The 16053-nt window shown below is 43.2% G+C and carries 13 protein-coding genes; 11 read left to right on the plus strand and 2 right to left on the minus strand.

Going from position 1 to position 16053, the window contains the following annotated elements; translation table 11 throughout:
• Positions 1-652 precede the first annotated feature (652 nt).
• Both GBI16_RS15780 and GBI16_RS15785 read left to right on the plus strand, forming a co-directional pair.
• A complete protein-coding gene (locus tag GBI16_RS15780; RefSeq protein ID WP_151707427.1) occupies positions 653-1891 on the plus strand; it encodes an OprD family outer membrane porin in 1239 nt (412 codons plus the stop codon).
• Between the two features lie 268 nt (positions 1892-2159).
• On the plus strand, positions 2160-3020 hold the full coding sequence (locus GBI16_RS15785) for an alpha/beta fold hydrolase (protein WP_151707428.1): 861 nt from the start codon (positions 2160-2162) through the stop codon (positions 3018-3020).
• A 73-nt stretch (positions 3021-3093) separates the two neighbouring features.
• Here the strand turns inward: GBI16_RS15785 and GBI16_RS15790 are convergent, their stop codons facing one another.
• Positions 3094-3771 (minus strand): DUF1345 domain-containing protein, encoded by a 678-nt coding sequence (locus tag GBI16_RS15790; RefSeq protein ID WP_110975901.1) that lies wholly within the window; start codon positions 3769-3771, stop codon positions 3094-3096.
• A 303-nt stretch (positions 3772-4074) separates the two neighbouring features.
• Entirely contained in the window at positions 4075-4974 is a 900-nt protein-coding gene (hcaR, locus tag GBI16_RS15795; protein ID WP_086209618.1) for a DNA-binding transcriptional regulator HcaR, read from the minus strand.
• 282 nt (positions 4975-5256) lie between these two features.
• Between hcaR and hcaE the strand changes: the two genes are divergently transcribed.
• From hcaE to katG, 9 genes are all read left to right on the plus strand, one after another.
• The gene (gene hcaE, locus GBI16_RS15800; RefSeq protein ID WP_151707429.1) at positions 5257-6624 is read left to right on the plus strand and encodes a 3-phenylpropionate/cinnamic acid dioxygenase subunit alpha; all 1368 of its coding nucleotides are present in this window, start codon (positions 5257-5259) and stop codon (positions 6622-6624) included.
• Positions 6621-7139: a 3-phenylpropionate/cinnamic acid dioxygenase subunit beta gene (hcaF, locus tag GBI16_RS15805; protein WP_151707430.1), complete on the plus strand. Its 519-nt coding sequence runs from the start codon at positions 6621-6623 to the stop codon at positions 7137-7139. The genes hcaE and hcaF overlap by 4 nt, the downstream gene beginning before the upstream one ends.
• Positions 7139-7465, plus strand: coding sequence for a 3-phenylpropionate/cinnamic acid dioxygenase ferredoxin subunit (gene hcaC / locus GBI16_RS15810; protein WP_151707431.1), 327 nt, complete (start codon positions 7139-7141; stop codon positions 7463-7465). Before hcaF ends, hcaC begins: the two co-directional genes overlap by 1 nt.
• A 2-nt stretch (positions 7466-7467) precedes the next feature.
• On the plus strand, positions 7468-8283 hold the full coding sequence (gene hcaB / locus GBI16_RS15815) for a 3-phenylpropionate-dihydrodiol/cinnamic acid-dihydrodiol dehydrogenase (RefSeq protein WP_119064080.1): 816 nt from the start codon (positions 7468-7470) through the stop codon (positions 8281-8283).
• A gap of 407 nt (positions 8284-8690) precedes the next feature.
• Positions 8691-9656: a 3-carboxyethylcatechol 2,3-dioxygenase gene (locus GBI16_RS15820; protein ID WP_151707432.1), complete on the plus strand. Its 966-nt coding sequence runs from the start codon at positions 8691-8693 to the stop codon at positions 9654-9656.
• 5 nt (positions 9657-9661) lie between these two features.
• Positions 9662-10888 (plus strand): 3-phenylpropionate/cinnamic acid dioxygenase ferredoxin--NAD(+) reductase subunit, encoded by a 1227-nt coding sequence (hcaD, locus tag GBI16_RS15825; protein WP_151707433.1) that lies wholly within the window; start codon positions 9662-9664, stop codon positions 10886-10888.
• 156 nt (positions 10889-11044) lie between these two features.
• Positions 11045-11983, plus strand: coding sequence for a cation diffusion facilitator family transporter (locus tag GBI16_RS15830; protein ID WP_110975902.1), 939 nt, complete (start codon positions 11045-11047; stop codon positions 11981-11983).
• A 70-nt stretch (positions 11984-12053) separates the two neighbouring features.
• The gene (locus GBI16_RS15835) at positions 12054-13109 is read left to right on the plus strand and encodes an MBL fold metallo-hydrolase (protein WP_151707434.1); all 1056 of its coding nucleotides are present in this window, start codon (positions 12054-12056) and stop codon (positions 13107-13109) included.
• Positions 13110-13543: 434 nt separating this feature from the next.
• On the plus strand, positions 13544-15736 hold the full coding sequence (gene katG, locus GBI16_RS15840) for a catalase/peroxidase HPI (RefSeq protein ID WP_151707435.1): 2193 nt from the start codon (positions 13544-13546) through the stop codon (positions 15734-15736).
• Positions 15737-16053 lie beyond the last annotated feature (317 nt).

A 16053-nucleotide genomic window follows, 5' to 3' on the forward strand; every position in this document is an offset into this window, starting at 1 on the left:
CTTGGGTAAGATGAGTATAGTTCATGATGCAACTTTGACTTTGGTCGGTCGGAAGCAAAATGCTAGCTCATCTTGCTTCTTTCCAATAATTTAATCTCTGTTGCACTTCATTTGAGAATCTAAGTTTTTTAAATTTAGAAATTATTCGAGCCACGAAACCTCATCAGCAACCTGCGTGATATTTGAAATAGGCTATTTTTGCAATCGTAGTATTTAAGTGCACCCAGTGAACAGGTTTTGCGGATGATCAATCTTGAATACACATGCATAAAATTTTAACGTTATTCAACTTCATCATGCACATATAGAAAATTTCTGTGATATGAGCGCTTTTTCTTATAACGTTACGCTGAAATAAAAAAACTGACTCGAAAAACTTAAACAAAAAAACACTTAAATTATTCAAACTATTTAGAAAAGAAAGTGGTTTAAAACGAGAAAGGTTGGAAAGGCTCCATCTTTCATCATAAATTGCGAAATTAGGTTAAAAGTGAGTTATTGTAATTTTATCTAAATGAAAAAAGAGCGGTGTCCAGCTTGGTATTTATAGTCGGTGATGTGGCATTTTCTTAAGACTGTGGTCGGATTTTTTCTGTTCAATGAGTTCCGCATGATGACGTTATAGCTTAATGTGATTATTGGAATATATCTCATGCGTCGTCAAACTTTATGGACAGCCATCTGTGTCGCAGCTGCGGCATTAGGTACAACTGCAACGAATGCAGACTTTATCGACGATAGTCAAGTCCAGTTAAAATTCAGAAATTTTTATTTAGACCGCCAGTATGAAACCCTGCCACAAAATAATTGGGGCAGTTGGTCGCAGGCCATCAGCTTAGATGCCAAATCTGGTTATGCTCAAATTGGTGCATTGCAAGTCGGTGCGGATGTTTTGGTACAACATGCTTTTCGTTTAAATGGGCGTGATAAAAATGCCGATTGGGTACTTCCACATAATGGACAGGAACAAGCCCGTGATTTTGGCAAAGTCGGTGCCACTTTAAAAGCCAAAGTATCGCAAACGGAACTAAAAGTCGGTGAGCTGCTACCTGTTTCCCCAGTTTTAGTATTTGATCCATCACGTCAGCTGCTGACCACCTATCGCGGGGCATGGTTGGAGTCTAAAGAGCTGAAAGATACCAAACTGAGTTTGGCGTATATTGATGGGATTAATGCACGTTATGACAATCAGTTTCAGGACTTAAGTTTATTTCCAAACAATAATCCAAATACCGCCAAAACAGCGGATGGCATGTACATCGCGGGGATTGATCATCAGTTTAATCCAGAGTTTGGAGCAAGCTATTGGTATGCCGATGTCAAAGACATTTATCAACAGCATTATGCAGGAATCAATTATAACACCACGCTGGGGACGAATACGAAGCTGACCAGCCATGTTCGTTATTTTGATAACTCTGAGTCAGGCGATAAGTTGTATGGCGAAATTGACAACCAAGCCTTGTCGATGGGCGCTAAATTCAGTCATGGGTCACACAGTGTAGGTTTGGGCTATCAACAAATGTTTAGCGATAACAGCTTCCCAACCTTGGCAGGATGGGTACCACAGCCATATCTGGTGAATTGGTCCGTGGCAACCTTTACCAATGCCAAAGAGAAATCATGGAATATCTCTTATGGCTATGACTTTGCTGAATTGGGGTTAAAAGGTTTGAATGCCAATGCAATTTATTTTGCTGGTTTTGATGCGACAGCAGGCGGTAAAACCGATCAGGACGAACAAGAATTGAATCTGATTGTGAATTACACCGTACCTGAAGGCAAATTCAAAGGTCTAGGGATTCAAGCCATGTATATTGACACAGACTATGATTGGAAAAGCGATTTAAAAGAATATCGTGTTGCTACGACCTATAGCTATAAATTTTAAGTATTGAACTGAAAGCGGGCGATTTGGGCACAAGTCGCTCTTTGTTGAATCACCTTCAAATAATAAACAGATTTTCTGATTTTAATAAAAATATTGTTGTAAAACATTTATTTAAATAATCGTTTTTTTGTAGTGTCTGATCGAAAACAAGTATCAGTGGAGTCGTTTTGAACAGGTAAGATGGAACAGTAAAACTGTCGAAATGAATGAATTGACCTGTCCTGAACACAGAACATCAGACGGGTCTTAGGCTGTACGAGGAGTAAGTATGAGCACGGTCCAAATCCCCAATTACACCACCGACCCATTCTTTGGCTTGGAAGATAAATGGATTGAAACAGCGGAAGGTGAGTTAACCCATTATCATGAAGTGGGTGAGGGTACACCAATTTTATTTTTACACGGCTCTGGAACAGGTGTTTCGGCAGCAGCGAACTGGTGGTTAAATTTACCACAGATTGCGGAGCAAGCCCGTTGTATTGCTATTGACTCAATTGGCTATGGTCAAACAGTGGTGGCTGATGGTACGGCTTATGGCATTCGTGCATGGGTCGATCATGCGGTGCGTACACTGGATGCTTTAGGCATTGAAAAAACTTGGTTGGTGGGCAATTCACTGGGTGGGTGGTTAGCTTTTCAAATGGTGCTCGATTATCCAGAACGTGTCTTGGGTATTGTGTCGATGGGGACAGGCGGAGCCAAACAAACTGCTGCACTGAAAGCCCATGCTAATCCTGTTTTGACCGAAGAAGGCATCAAAAATACTTTGTCGATGTTTGTGGTGGATAAGCGCTTAATTACCGATGAGTTGGTCAAAGTTCGTTATGAAGCAGCCAAGAATGACTATGCCTCAGACCGTTTAATGGATGTGGTAGGCGCACGTGACCGTGATCGTTTTGAGTTCCCACTCGATTTTGAAAAAATGAAGGACATCCAAGTGCCTGTATTGCTGATTCATGGTGTCCAGGATGTGGTGATTCCTGTATCTCGTACATGGGATATTTTAAATACGGTTCCATTTGCGGATGCCCACATTTTCAGTCAGTGTGGACATTGGTCACAGGTGGAAAAAGCTGAAGAATTTAATACGGTGATTAAAGATTATTTAAGTGCACGTGGTGTGAAATAAGCGATTGAATTGAAAAAGGATGGTTGAACCATCCTTTTTTTATGTCCGAAATTTCAAAGAAGAAGCATTAAACTTAGAGTGTAATAAAGCCTGCCGCTACATTGATGCTAATGGCCAAAATCGAGGTGTTAAAACCATAGGCCAAAATAATGTGCAGAATATTGAGAATACGCATGGAGCGGGAAGTAATCGAAACGTCCGCAGTTTGCGCTGAAGTGCCAATCACATAACTAAAGTATAAGAAGTCAGGATAAGTCGGCTGTGCCGTTTTTGGAAAGTCCAAGCCAGCATCTTGTTGATCCGCAAGAGCGAGATAATAGTCATGTGCATAATGAATGGCAAACACAGTATGTATAAAGAGCCATGCACTTATAATGGTCAGTAAGGACAGAGCTAAGTGACCATATTTGATAGCTGGGTCATTGGGAAGATGAGTTAACTCCAACACAATTGCAATCAAACACATAACTAATGTCATGATCACCAACAGTAGAATAATCCATTTACTGGCATCTTGTTGCTGTGCATGTTGAAGAATGTGTCGATGGTCAACAGACCAAAGCGTTGTCATGGTTTTGAGCAAATAACTTGAGACGGCAATGTTCCAACTGATCAATAAATTGGTAGACCAAGACCAGTCAGTCAGGGTATTGAGCAGAGCATAAAAAATAGCCGTAACCAAAAAACTAATGAAAAAGAAGGGGCGAAATTGCATGGCCGTTTTTAAACGCTGTAAAGTGGGCATCGGCATGATTTTCTCCTTTTCTATTTTATTTTTTAGTGCAGCAAAAATCGCAATAGCTAGCTCAGTATATGCTTATGTTTAGACTTAAGTTGTAGGTAAAACCTTACAAAAATTCTGATTTTTATTCGTTAATCTTCCTTTAAAAAGTAGAGACAACAAAAGTCGAGAGCTGATAAGTCTGGTTTAAAACTGAAATACTCTAGATACGCTTGTAGTTCAGGGTACTTTTTCATGAAAAAGGTACACCGCCATTTATTCAGAAAATAGTGGTGTCTCGTATTTGAGGATTAATTTGAACTCATTGGGGATTTATTCACGGTTAATGTTCAAATAAAACACCCGAGTCAGTAATTCTAGAAATTTATTTACAGCCAGTGATGTGGTGTTTTTACGATAGCTTACATATAAATCTAAGTAAGGGAGTTCAACCTCAAGCGGACGAATCACGGTATTGCTCATGGTTAAGGGTGCAACATAGCCAGGTAAAATAGTGCAACCGAGACCCATCCCAATTGAGTTGATATTAAATAGAATATTATCGGCCTTTTGAACAATATTGAATTCAATACTATTATTTTTGGCAAATTCTAAAATAGTCTGGTGCAGGGTTTGTGACTGTTCGGCTGCGGGAATGATAAAATCAATACCATTTAAAGCCTTAACAGGAATGCGTTCATATTTTGCTAAAGGGTGATCTTTGGGAAGCAGGAAGATGAGTGGCTCACGTAGAACAAATTGGCTCTCAAGTTCATCATTATGAAAGTTATGTCGGGTAAAGGTAATGTCCAGCTCACCTTTTTTCAACAAACGCATCTGCTCAGTATTGTTCATACTGAGTAACTCAATTTTTAAGTCGGGGTTTTGTACACGCAGATTTGGCAACACATAAGGGAATATTTTCATTTCCGCAACTGGCACGAAACCTATGCGCAGCATTTGCTGTTTGGCTTGTGACACTTGACGTGCCATAGCGACCGCTTTGTCCGCTTGAGCTAGAGTCAGGCGTGCCTGTTCTAGAAAAACAGCACCTTCTTCCGTGAGTTCAACTTTTCGCTTGGTTCGATACAGCAACTGTACGCCGACATCTTCTTCGAGGTCTTTGATTTGCTGACTGAGTGAAGGTTGAGCGGTATAAAGTTTCAATGCCGCCTTACTGAAGTTCAGTTCTTCAGCAACGGTGATGAAATAGCGAAGGTGTCTAAGTTCCATATAAATAACCCACTGAGTAATCCAAAAAATGTCTTACCACGACTACAACAAAGTATAATCTATAAACAACTATGCCGTGAAGATGATTCAAGTATTTATAAAATAAATGGTCTTGAGATGAATGCGGAGATTTTAATATAAGAAATAACTTTTCTAATAATTGCTAAAACGTATTAATTAAAACAAAAAAAATATTTCACTAAAGCTGTCTAAAAAATCATGATGCCTCAAAAGTTGAGTCTATTTACGTTGTGCCGTGTATTGGTCGCAGGAGAGCTTTTCATGAGTGGAAAAATTGATGTGCGTGAAATCGACGCTTTGGTCGATGCACAAAATGGACGTATCTCGCCATCCATCTATACAGACCCAGATTTATACGAATTAGAACTGGAACGCGTGTTTGGGCGTACATGGCTATTTCTCTGTCATGAAAGCCAAATTCCAAAATCAGGTGATTTTTTCAATACTTACATGGGTGAAGACCCAATTATTGTGGCACGTCAAAAAGATGGCTCAATTAAAGCATTTCTAAACCAGTGTCGACATCGTTCTATGCGGGTCAGCTTTGCAGACTGTGGTAATACTCGCGCCTTTACCTGTCCATATCATGGCTGGTCTTATGGGGTAGATGGTTCACTGAAAGATATTCCACTTGAAGATCGTGCTTTCCCACAAGGTGCCTGCAAAGAACAGTGGGGCTTGGTTCAAGTCAACCGCGTAGAGTCTTATAAGGGGCTGATTTTTGGCTGCTGGGATGAATCGACTCCAGACCTGATTGAATATATGGGGGATATCGCTTGGTATTTAGATGGTGTAGTCGATCGTCGTTCAGGTGGGACTGAAATTATTGGTGGGGTACACAAGTGGGAAATCGAGTGTAACTGGAAATTTGCGGCAGAACAGTTTGCCTCAGATCAGTACCATGCCTTGTTCTCCCATGCCTCTGCGATTCAAGTTTTGGGCGCTAAACCCGATGACGACTCATCTAAAAAACTCGGTGCAGCACAAACCGCGCGTCCAGTTTGGGAAACTGCCAAAGATGCCATTCAGTATGGTTCACGTGGTCATGGCTCAGGCTTCTTCTTTACCGAAAAGCCCGATGCCAACGTCTGGGTGGATGGTGAAGTAGCCAACTACTTCCGTGAAACCTTTGAGGAAGTTAAAGAGCGTTTGGGTGAAGTACGTGCATTACGTCTTGCGGGGCATAACACCATGTTCCCGACCATGTCGTGGTTAAATGGAACGGCAACACTTCGAGTCTGGCATCCGCGCGGTCCAAACAAAACTGAAGTCTGGGCATTCTGCATTGCCGATGCTGAAGCATCGCAAGAAGTGAAAGAAGCTTTTGAGCGTTCTGCAACGCGTGCCTTTGGCCCTGCGGGTTTCCTTGAGCAAGATGACTCGGAAAACTGGATTGAAATCCAAAAAGTACTTCGTGGTTATAAAGCACGTAACAACCTGTTGATTATGGAAATGGGCTTGGGCAATGAGAAAGTTCGTGAAGATGGCATTCCAGGCATTACCAACTATATTTTCTCCGAAACCGCAGCACGTGGCTTATACCGCCGTTGGGCAGATTTACTGATTCATGAAACATGGGAAGAAGTCGAAAAAGCCGCGGAAGACTATGAGAAGGAGTTGATGAAATGAGTCAGATCAATTTAGAACTTCAACATCAGATCAGTCAGTTCCTTTACCGTGAAGCAAAATTGCTCGACGACTGGAAATTCCGTGAGTGGTTGGATGTCTTGGCAGATGATATTGCCTATACCTTACGCACGACACCGAATGCGCAAACCCGTGACCGTCGTCGTTCGGTTGAGCCGCCAACCACGTGGGTGTTTAATGACTCTAAAGATTTGTTAGAACGTCGTGTCGCGCGTTTGGAAACTGGGATGGCATGGGCTGAAGAGCCACCGTCTCGTACCACACATATGGTGTCTAACGTCATGGTTGAAGCAACTGAAGTCGAAGGTGAGTATGACGTTTACGTGACGTATTTACTCTACCGTACCCAGAAAGAAAAAGATGTCACCCTCTACTGCGGGAAGCGTCATGACAAGATTCGCAAAGTGGATACCGAGCAGGGTTTCCAGATTTTTAACCGTAAAATCACTTTAGACCAAGTGACTTATAACTCCCATAACCTGAGTGTGTTCTTCTAATGAATAAGATTTTTGTGTGCCAAGTCGATGAGTTAGACGAAGGCGAGGCATTGAAAGTGGACTGCGGTGTGAATTGGATTGAGGCACTGGCTGTTTTCAACAATGGCGGTGAATTCTTTGCTATGAATGACCGCTGTTCACATGGCAATGCTTCCATGTCCGAAGGTTATTTGGAAGAGGACGGCACAGTGGAATGTCCATTACATTCTGCTCGTTTCTGCCTAAAAACAGGTCAGGCTTTATGCCTGCCTGCAACTGATCCTATTCAAACCTTTCCTGTGATTGTGGAAGATGGACAATTGTTTGTCGAGATGGCGGGAGCATAAGCATGGGCTGGTTACAAGGTGAAGTTGCCCTGATTACGGGGGGCGGTTCTGGTCTGGGCTGGGCATTGGTCGAGCGCTTTTTAGCAGAAGGCGCACAGGTGGCTGTGTTACAGCGTTCACAAGCCAAAGTGGAGGCATTACAGGCACATTTCGGTGATCGCATTCTTGCGATTGCGGGTGATGTGGCTTGCTATGAAGACAATGTCCGTGCCGTGAATGCCACGCTTGAGCGTTTTGGCAAATTGGATTGTTTTGTCGGTAATGCTGGGATTTGGGATCATTATGCCGATATCGTCAATACTTCGGGTGAACAGTTAGACAAAGCCTTTGATGAAATTATGGGCATTAATACCAAATCGCTCATCTTGGGGGCAAAAGCCGCACTGGAGGCATTGATAGCTTCTGAAGGGTCGATCATATTTACTTTGTCTAATTCAGCCTTGTACTCGGCAGGCGGAGGCCCTGTATATACAGCTTCTAAGCATGCAGGCGTGGGGGTGATGAAAGAATTGGCCTATGAACTTGCGCCTAAAGTACGAGTGAATGCGGTGGCGCCGTCAGGTATGAATGTCAATATCAAAGGAGCAGCATCTTTGGGTCAAGAAAATTTGGGGCTACTCGATGCACGTGACCCTGAAAAGATTGCTCGTGGTATGCCATTAAATTTCTTGCCTGAACCTGAAGAGATGACAGGTTCATACGTTCTATTGGCATCGCGTCAGAACAACCGTCCACTGACGGGTGTTTTGATCAATGCTGAATGCGGTTTAGGCATCCGTGGTTTACGCCAACCTCGTGCAGGGTTCTTTGATGAGTGATTGATTCACTGAACTGCTCATCATCTAGGGATCTTCAGCGCTTTTAAACGTAAAGAAATCTCAAATCTAAACTCAATTAGGTTTGATGAGTATTTCAAAAATTTTGGGTACGCGGAAAAGTCATTCGCAATTGTTTGAGGCAGGACTAAAGCTAAAACGAAATGTTTCTGCGACCTGTCAATGTCGTGATGGTTGTTGCCGAGTTTTGCGAATGACAATGGTTTTGCCTACTTTTCCCAAAAGAAAAGTAGGTCGAACCGAAGGTTAGTCCGGAAGTTGATGCTTTATTGGAAAGATTCCGCTTCTTCATTTCAACGCTTAATTTTGACCCAGTCTTTATATTGAGATCTTTGCATATATTAAGGAAACACAGTCATTAAGCGACGGTTTCTATTTTGGAGTCACACATGGCCGTTAAACTCATTTGTGCATCGCACAGTCCCTTAATGGAATTTGCTTCACCGCAAGAACAGCGTAAAGAACAGATTGTACGTGAGACTTTTGCCCAGCTTGCGGCAGAAGTCAAAGGGTATGATCCAACCCTCATCATTACTTTTGGCCCAGACCATTTTAATGGTTTTTTCTATGATTTGATGCCAAGTTTTTGTGTGGGTATTCGTGCAACTGCGGCAGGTGATTGGGACTACGGTAAAGATAACGACAAAATCAATGTGCCTGAAGATACTGCGATTGCTTTGGTGCGTCGTGTACTCGATGAAGGTGTGGATGTTGCCTATTCCTACCGAATGCAAGCCGATCATGGCGTGACGCAGCCGTTACATTTTCTGTGTGGTGGACAGCTAGACCGTTATCCAACCATTCCTATTTTTGTCAATGGTGCAGCGGCACCGATGCCAACCACCAAGCGAACCATTGCTTTGGGGCGTGCTGTTGGACAATTTATTCAGTCTTTAAATCTTGAAAATGAAAGGGTTTTGATTTTAGGAACAGGTGGGCTCTCACATGATCCTCCGACACCGCAAATGGGTTCCGTCCCCGCTGAGGTGGAAGAGTTCTTAATTTGTGGACGTAATCCGAGTGAAGAATCACGGAATAATCGTCAAGCCAAAATTATTGCCGTGGGGCAGAAACTGGCAGCAGGTGATCAATCTGTTGCCGTGCCACTCAATCCAGAATGGGATCGTGCATTGCTTGAAACATTGGCCAAAGCGGACTTCGCTACAATTGAAGCGATGACTGAAGCCGATATTCGCCGTGATGGTGGGCGGGGTGGTCAGGAAGTCCGTTCTTGGATGGCGGCATTTGCAGCCTTACATGAACTCGGTGAATACGAGATGACGACGCATTGTTATGAAGACATCAGCGAGTGGATTGCGGGCTTTGGTATTGTCTCGGCAGAGTTAAAAGGGTGAATCAAATGAGCAATATTGAAACCATTGTCATCGTTGGTGCGGGACAGGCGGGTGCGAGTGCGATTTTAGAACTCCGCGGTAACAAGTATGAGGGCAATATTATCCTGATTGGGGATGAAGTTCATTTGCCTTATGAACGTCCACCTTTATCTAAAGATGTGATTTTAAAGCCCGAAGAAACCAAGGTTGAGATTTTATCAGAAGAGAAATTGGCGACTTTAGGTGTCACGCATATCCGTGGTAATGGCGTGGTGAAAATCAACCCTGAGGAAAAAACTGTTGAATTGCAAAAGGGTGATGTGATTGCTTATGACAAACTGTTGCTTGCGACTGGCGGTGCAGCACGTTGCTTGCCGAATTTCGATGCTTTAGGTCAACGCATTTATACCTTACGTAATTTGGAAGACTCTCAAGCACTGGTGCCTGTGCTACAAGCTGGACAGCGAATTGTCTTGATTGGTGGAGGGGTCATTGGATTAGAACTGGCTTCCTCTGCGCGATTTAAAGACTGTCAAGTGACGGTGATTGAAATGGGGCCGATGGTGATGGGGCGTTCATCCCCGCAGATTTTGAGTGAGTTTTTATTGGCGCAACAACGTCTTGCGGGTGTCGATGTGCGCTTGAATAGCACCATTAATCACTGTCATTTAGATGGTGAAACCGTGGTAATCACTCTTGCAACAGGGGAACAGTTACGTGCAGATGCCGTGATTTATGGTATTGGGATTGTCCCGAATGCACAACTGGCAGTCGATGCTGGTTTAGCGGTTGATAGTGCCATTCAAGTGAATGAACACTGCCAAACTTCACATCCAGATATTTATGCTGCGGGTGATGTCGCGACCCAACTTCGTGCTGATGGTCAGTACCGTCGTGTGGAAACATGGGAAAATGCCAATTTACAGGCTGGAATTTTTGCCCGTCACGTGATGAGTGTAGAGCATCCAAAAGCAAATCCTGCATGGTTTTGGACGGATCAGCTCGATATTAACTATCAGTTTGTTGGTGATATGGCCGCAGCAGAGTGGATTGTTCGTGGCGAAATTCGACCTGAACTCCGTGCAGCCTCTTCGTTTGTTCTGTTTGGAGTGACCGATGGTGTTATCGTGGGGGGAATTACAGTGAATGCAGCCAAAGACATGCGACATTTGAAAAAAATGATTGGCAAACAAGTCATCTTTGATGCAGAAAAACATTTAGACGTGTTGCAGGATTTACGTAAAATTGCCTGAGATTTAAAGCTTTGCACTTGAATGGGTGTATTTAAACAGACCAAGGTTTGCTTAGGTCTGTTTATTATTTATGAACTACAAAAACCTGCGCTATGCGCCACCAAATTTCGATATGATAAAAACATAAATAGAATACAGCTTGGGCTAAAAGTCGATATGGCAGATTCAAATAAACTGGTGGTTTATGCCGCACTCATAGGTAATTTAGCGATTGCCTTGGTGAAGTTTATAGCAGCTTATCTGACCAATAGTTCTGCCATGTTGAGTGAAGCGATTCACTCTGTTGTAGATACCTTAAACGAAATTTTGTTGTTATATGGGCTAAAAAAGTCGAATAAACCTGCCAATTTTAATCATCCTTTTGGCTATGGGCGAGAGCTGTATTTTTGGGCCTTCATTGTATCTCTTATGGTGTTTGCCTTAGGGGCATTGGTCTCTATGTATAATGGGATCATGCACATTTTACACCCTGAACCGATTTTAAATCCGATCATCAATTATGTTGTACTTGGTTTTGCATTTGTAAGTGAGGGGGCGTCATGGTGTGTTGCCCTGAAAGTGTTTCGTAAAGCGAAAGGTCAGCAAGGTTATTTTGAGGCTTTTCGACGCAGTAAAGATCCCACCACGTTTACCGTTTTGTTTGAAGACTCTGCTGCATTGATTGGACTGTTGATTGCCTTTTTGGGTATTTATTTGGCACATCGTTTAGATCTGCCTGAATTGGATGGAGTAGCGTCCATCCTGATTGGGCTGGTTCTGGCGGTGTCAGCTTTTCTTTTGGCACGAGAAACCAAAGGCTTGCTCCTAGGGGAAACCGCAGACGTGCATGTACGGCAAAACATCTTAAAAATTGCCCAAGACGATGAAGGCGTACTGTCGGCCAATGGCTTATTGACCGAACAAATGGGTGCCAAACAGGTTTTGGCCTCATTGAGCGTGGAGTTTGAAGATCACCTGACTACCGATGAGATAGAAGCCTGTGTCAATCGAATTGAAGCAAAAATTAAACAAAATCATCCTGAAATTGTGGCACTCTTTGTTAAGCCACAATCAAAAAAAGTGTGGTTAGAGCGAATGCAAGGACGCTTGGAATAGGTTAAGGTAGAGGTCAGTTTTCAAAACTGGTCCTGTTACTGGTGTATTGCAATAAAGATAACGACGTTAAATGAAGCCAAAATCAACTGAACTCCATTATCAAATTCTGACTGAAAATACGATGTCCCATACGTGGAGACAACCTGAATTTCAGTTTCTACACTCCGACCATTATAACGGGACACGCTTTTTCAATTCGGTTCGTCGACCCGAAGGGCGTAGTCGTGGCGATTTACTGAAATGGTTGATGAAGCGTAAGTCTTCGACATGGAATGTCGATTTAGCACAAGAATATGCGCATTTTCATGCCGATAAAAAAAGTCTACCGCAAGACCGTCCTCATGCCGATTTAAATGATTGGCAAGTTTGGTTTGTGGGGCATGCCACGGTATTGCTCCAGATTGGCCCTTATAATTTATTGACCGATCCTGTGTGGGCGGAACATGTCAGTCCGAAGCAAGGGCGAGGGCCACGCCGTGTCATGCCTGCGGGGATTGCCCTAGAAAATTTGCCGACCATCCATGCGGTGCTTTTGAGCCACAATCACTATGATCATATGGATATAGCCAGTCTGAACTGGTTGTATGAGCGTTTCGCCATGCCCATTTATACGGGTTTGGGCAATGGATGGTATTTACCCAAGCATTTACAAGTGTTGGAAATGGATTGGTGGCAGTCAGCACGCTTGCATGATTTGAAACTGGTCTATACCCCAGCACAGCATGGTTCTGGCCGTGGACTACGCGATCAAAACCGTGCGTTATGGGGCGGGTTTACTATTCACTGTGGCGCTGACTATGCTTATTTTGCTGGGGATACAGGTTATTCACCGCACTTTAAAGAGCTGCATCAGCGTTTTGGCGCACCGCGAATTGCACTACTGCCTATCGGGGCGTATGAACCGCGTGAACTCATGCGCTATATGCATATGAATCCACAAGATGCCTTTCAAGCACATAAAGACCTGCATGCTAAATGCTCGATGGCCATTCACTATCGCACCTTTCAGCTGACTGATGAAAGCCGTGAGCAACCTGAGATGGATTTGAAAGTGGCGATGAAAAATAGTTCGAAGCTGATGAATCCATTTGTCTGCTTAAGAGAAGGTCGACGTTTAAGCGTGTAATGGGCACTTTATGTAAAGATTAGGTGATGGCTGGCAAAATACAGTCATCACCGAGACCATAACGACATCACTAAAATATCTTTCAAAAAAATCTAAAAACCGAAAGTATGCCTTTTTTATGGTTTGATTTTTACTCAACCTGAGCCGCACTGATTGCTGGTAGGAATCGTCTAAGTTTTAAACGATAAACTCAATTGAAAATGCCTATTAACTCCGCATTAAAGGCTTTTCTTGCTGTTGTTTTTTCGTCGGATTCTATCTTGTTGAAAATTTAAAAATCTTTCTTTCTTAAATATTTACATGGAATAATCCGATTGTTTTTATTCGTAAAACTCGCTTTAGATTGTCATAAAAAAGGGCTATGTTAGAAAAGTAATAAATACTTTAAACGGTTCATGATAATCATAATTTGATGATCAAATTTGGAGCTCGACATGACACAGAATATGCAAGCATCAGGTTGTCCATTTCACCAGAAAGACGGTGGACAAACGAGTTTAGCCAGCACCAATAATTCTGATTGGTGGCCCAATGCGCTCAATCTAGACATCCTGTCGCAACACGATAAAAAAACCAACCCGATGGATCCTGATTTTGACTATGCAAAAGCATTCAAATCATTGGATCTAGACGCGGTGAAACAAGATCTTCGTGAACTCATCAACAGCAGCCAAGAATGGTGGCCATCTGACTATGGCAGCTACATTGGGATGTTTGTGCGTACCGCATGGCACTTGGCGGGTTCTTACCGTAAACAAGATGGACGTGGCGGTGCCAACACGGGTAACCAACGTTTTGCCCCCCTCAACAGTTGGCCTGATAACGTCAACACCGATAAAGGCCGTCGCTTACTCTGGCCAGTCAAACGTAAATATGGCAATAAAATTTCATGGGGCGATTTAATCGTTCTCGCAGGGACCGTAGCTTATGAAGAAGCAGGTCTGAAAACCTTTGGTTTCGGTGGTGGTCGTCTAGATATTTGGGCACCTGAAAAAGATATTTACTGGGGCGAAGAGCGCCAATGGCTGGCACCAACAGCAAACCGTTATGCCAATGACCAAGACCGTAAATCGCTTGAAAATCCATTGGCTGCGGTACAAATGGGTTTGATCTACGTCAATCCAGAAGGGGTTGATGGCGTTCAAGATCCCCTCCGTACTGCACAAGACATGCGTGTCACTTTTGACCGTATGGGAATGGATGATGAAGAAACGGTGGCATTGACTGCGGGTGGTCATACCGTAGGGAAAGCCCACGGGAATGGTAAAGCTGAAAACTTAGGGGCAGATGTCGAAAGCGCTGACGTGGAGTTTCAAGGTCTTGGTTGGCATAACTCCGAAGGCACAGGCAATGGTGCGAACACCATGGTCAGTGGTTTAGAAGGGGCTTGGACGACTCACCCAACCAAATGGGATAACGAATTTTTCTATCTGTTGTTCACTTATGAATGGGAAAAAACCACCAGTCCTGCGGGTGCGAAACAATGGGAGCCGATTAACATCAAAGAGGAAGACAAACCTATTGATGCGCATAACCCAAATGTACGCCGTAACCCAATGATGACTGATGCTGATATGGCATTAAAAATAGACCCTGAATACCGCAAAATCTCAGAGCGGTTCTATAAAGACCCAGCTTATTTGGCAGAAGTGTTTGCGCGTGCTTGGTATAAGCTGACGCACCGTGATATGGGACCAAAATCCCGCTACTTAGGTGCAGATGTTCCGAGTGAAGACCTTATTTGGCAAGACCCAATTCCATCGGTCGATTATGTTTTGTCTGAAGCTGAAATTGAAGATTTAAAAGTGAAGTTGCTAAATAGCGGTTTAACTTCGGTTGAATTGATCAATACTGCTTGGGACAGTGCGCGTACTTTCCGTGGTTCAGACTACCGTGGTGGCGCCAATGGGGCGCGTATCCGTCTTGCACCACAAAAAGACTGGGTGGGTAATGAGCCAGAGCGTTTAGCCAAAGTTTTGGCGAAACTTGAAGAAATTCAGGCAGGTCTTGCGAAAAAAGTCAGTATTGCGGACTTGATTGTACTAGGTGGAACGGCAGCTGTTGAAAAAGCGGCGCATGCTGCGGGTGTGAATATCAAAGTTCCGTTCCTTGCCGGACGGGGCGATGCGACTCAAGAGCAAACTGATGTGTATTCTTTTGAAGACTTATTGCCTAAGCATGATGGTTTCCGTAACTGGGTCAAAGAAGATTACAGCGTACAACCTGAAGAAATGCTGTTAGACCGTGCACAATTACTCGGTTTGACTGCACCTGAAATGGCGGTATTGGTTGGTGGTATGCGTGTACTTGGTACGAACTATGCAGGTACACCAGAAGGTGTGTTGACAGATCGCGTAGGGGTACTGAGTAATGATTTCTTTGTGAACTTAACCGACATGAAATACAACTGGAAACCTGTGGGTAAAAACCGTTATGAAATCGTGGAGCGTGCGACAGGGGCAACCAAATGGACGGCAACACGTGTAGACTTAGTCTTTGGTTCGAACTCGATTTTACGTTCATATGCGGAAGTTTATGCGCAAGATGATAACAAAGAGAAGTTTGTAAAAGACTTTGTTGCCGTTTGGGTGAAAGTAATGAATGCAGACCGTTTTGATGTGAAGTAGGTTTCACAAGAACAAAAGACCGCTCAAAAGAGCGGTTTTTTTATATTTGAATTTTTATAATAAATTAACCAAAAATGAGAATAGAAATGTTTGCCCAAATATATAAATCCATTAAATATCCATAATTGATTTATAGCATTGGAATAATAATTTATAGCATAGAGGTACATCACAATGAAAAAAGTATTAACGGGTCTAATTCTAGGTTTGGGGACACTTGCTCTTGCTGGCACAGCCTTAGCCGCAAGCTCACAAAATACGCAAATACAAAAACAGCCTGCTTCAAATCAAACGCAAGATTGTCCTCCACCACCAAA

Origin of the sequence: Acinetobacter sp. TUM15064, from assembly GCF_008980265.1 — a bacterium.
Lineage (GTDB): Bacteria > Pseudomonadota > Gammaproteobacteria > Pseudomonadales > Moraxellaceae > Acinetobacter.

Excerpts from the sequence above, each read along its gene's own strand:
- hcaD (WP_151707433.1), top strand. The coding sequence starts at position 9,662 with ATGAGCAATATTGAAACCATTGTCATCGTTGGTGCGGGACAGGCGGGT.
- GBI16_RS15820 (WP_151707432.1), top strand. The coding sequence starts at position 8,691 with ATGGCCGTTAAACTCATTTGTGCATCGCACAGTCCCTTAATGGAATTT.
- GBI16_RS15835 (WP_151707434.1), top strand. The coding sequence starts at position 12,054 with ATGAAGCCAAAATCAACTGAACTCCATTATCAAATTCTGACTGAAAAT.
- GBI16_RS15830 (WP_110975902.1), top strand. The coding sequence starts at position 11,045 with ATGGCAGATTCAAATAAACTGGTGGTTTATGCCGCACTCATAGGTAAT.
- hcaC (WP_151707431.1), top strand. The coding sequence starts at position 7,139 with ATGAATAAGATTTTTGTGTGCCAAGTCGATGAGTTAGACGAAGGCGAG.
- hcaR (WP_086209618.1), bottom strand. The coding sequence starts at position 4,974 with ATGGAACTTAGACACCTTCGCTATTTCATCACCGTTGCTGAAGAACTG.
- hcaF (WP_151707430.1), top strand. The coding sequence starts at position 6,621 with ATGAGTCAGATCAATTTAGAACTTCAACATCAGATCAGTCAGTTCCTT.
- katG (WP_151707435.1), top strand. The coding sequence starts at position 13,544 with ATGACACAGAATATGCAAGCATCAGGTTGTCCATTTCACCAGAAAGAC.
- GBI16_RS15790 (WP_110975901.1), bottom strand. The coding sequence starts at position 3,771 with ATGCCGATGCCCACTTTACAGCGTTTAAAAACGGCCATGCAATTTCGC.
- GBI16_RS15785 (WP_151707428.1), top strand. The coding sequence starts at position 2,160 with ATGAGCACGGTCCAAATCCCCAATTACACCACCGACCCATTCTTTGGC.
- hcaE (WP_151707429.1), top strand. The coding sequence starts at position 5,257 with ATGAGTGGAAAAATTGATGTGCGTGAAATCGACGCTTTGGTCGATGCA.
- GBI16_RS15780 (WP_151707427.1), top strand. The coding sequence starts at position 653 with ATGCGTCGTCAAACTTTATGGACAGCCATCTGTGTCGCAGCTGCGGCA.
- hcaB (WP_119064080.1), top strand. The coding sequence starts at position 7,468 with ATGGGCTGGTTACAAGGTGAAGTTGCCCTGATTACGGGGGGCGGTTCT.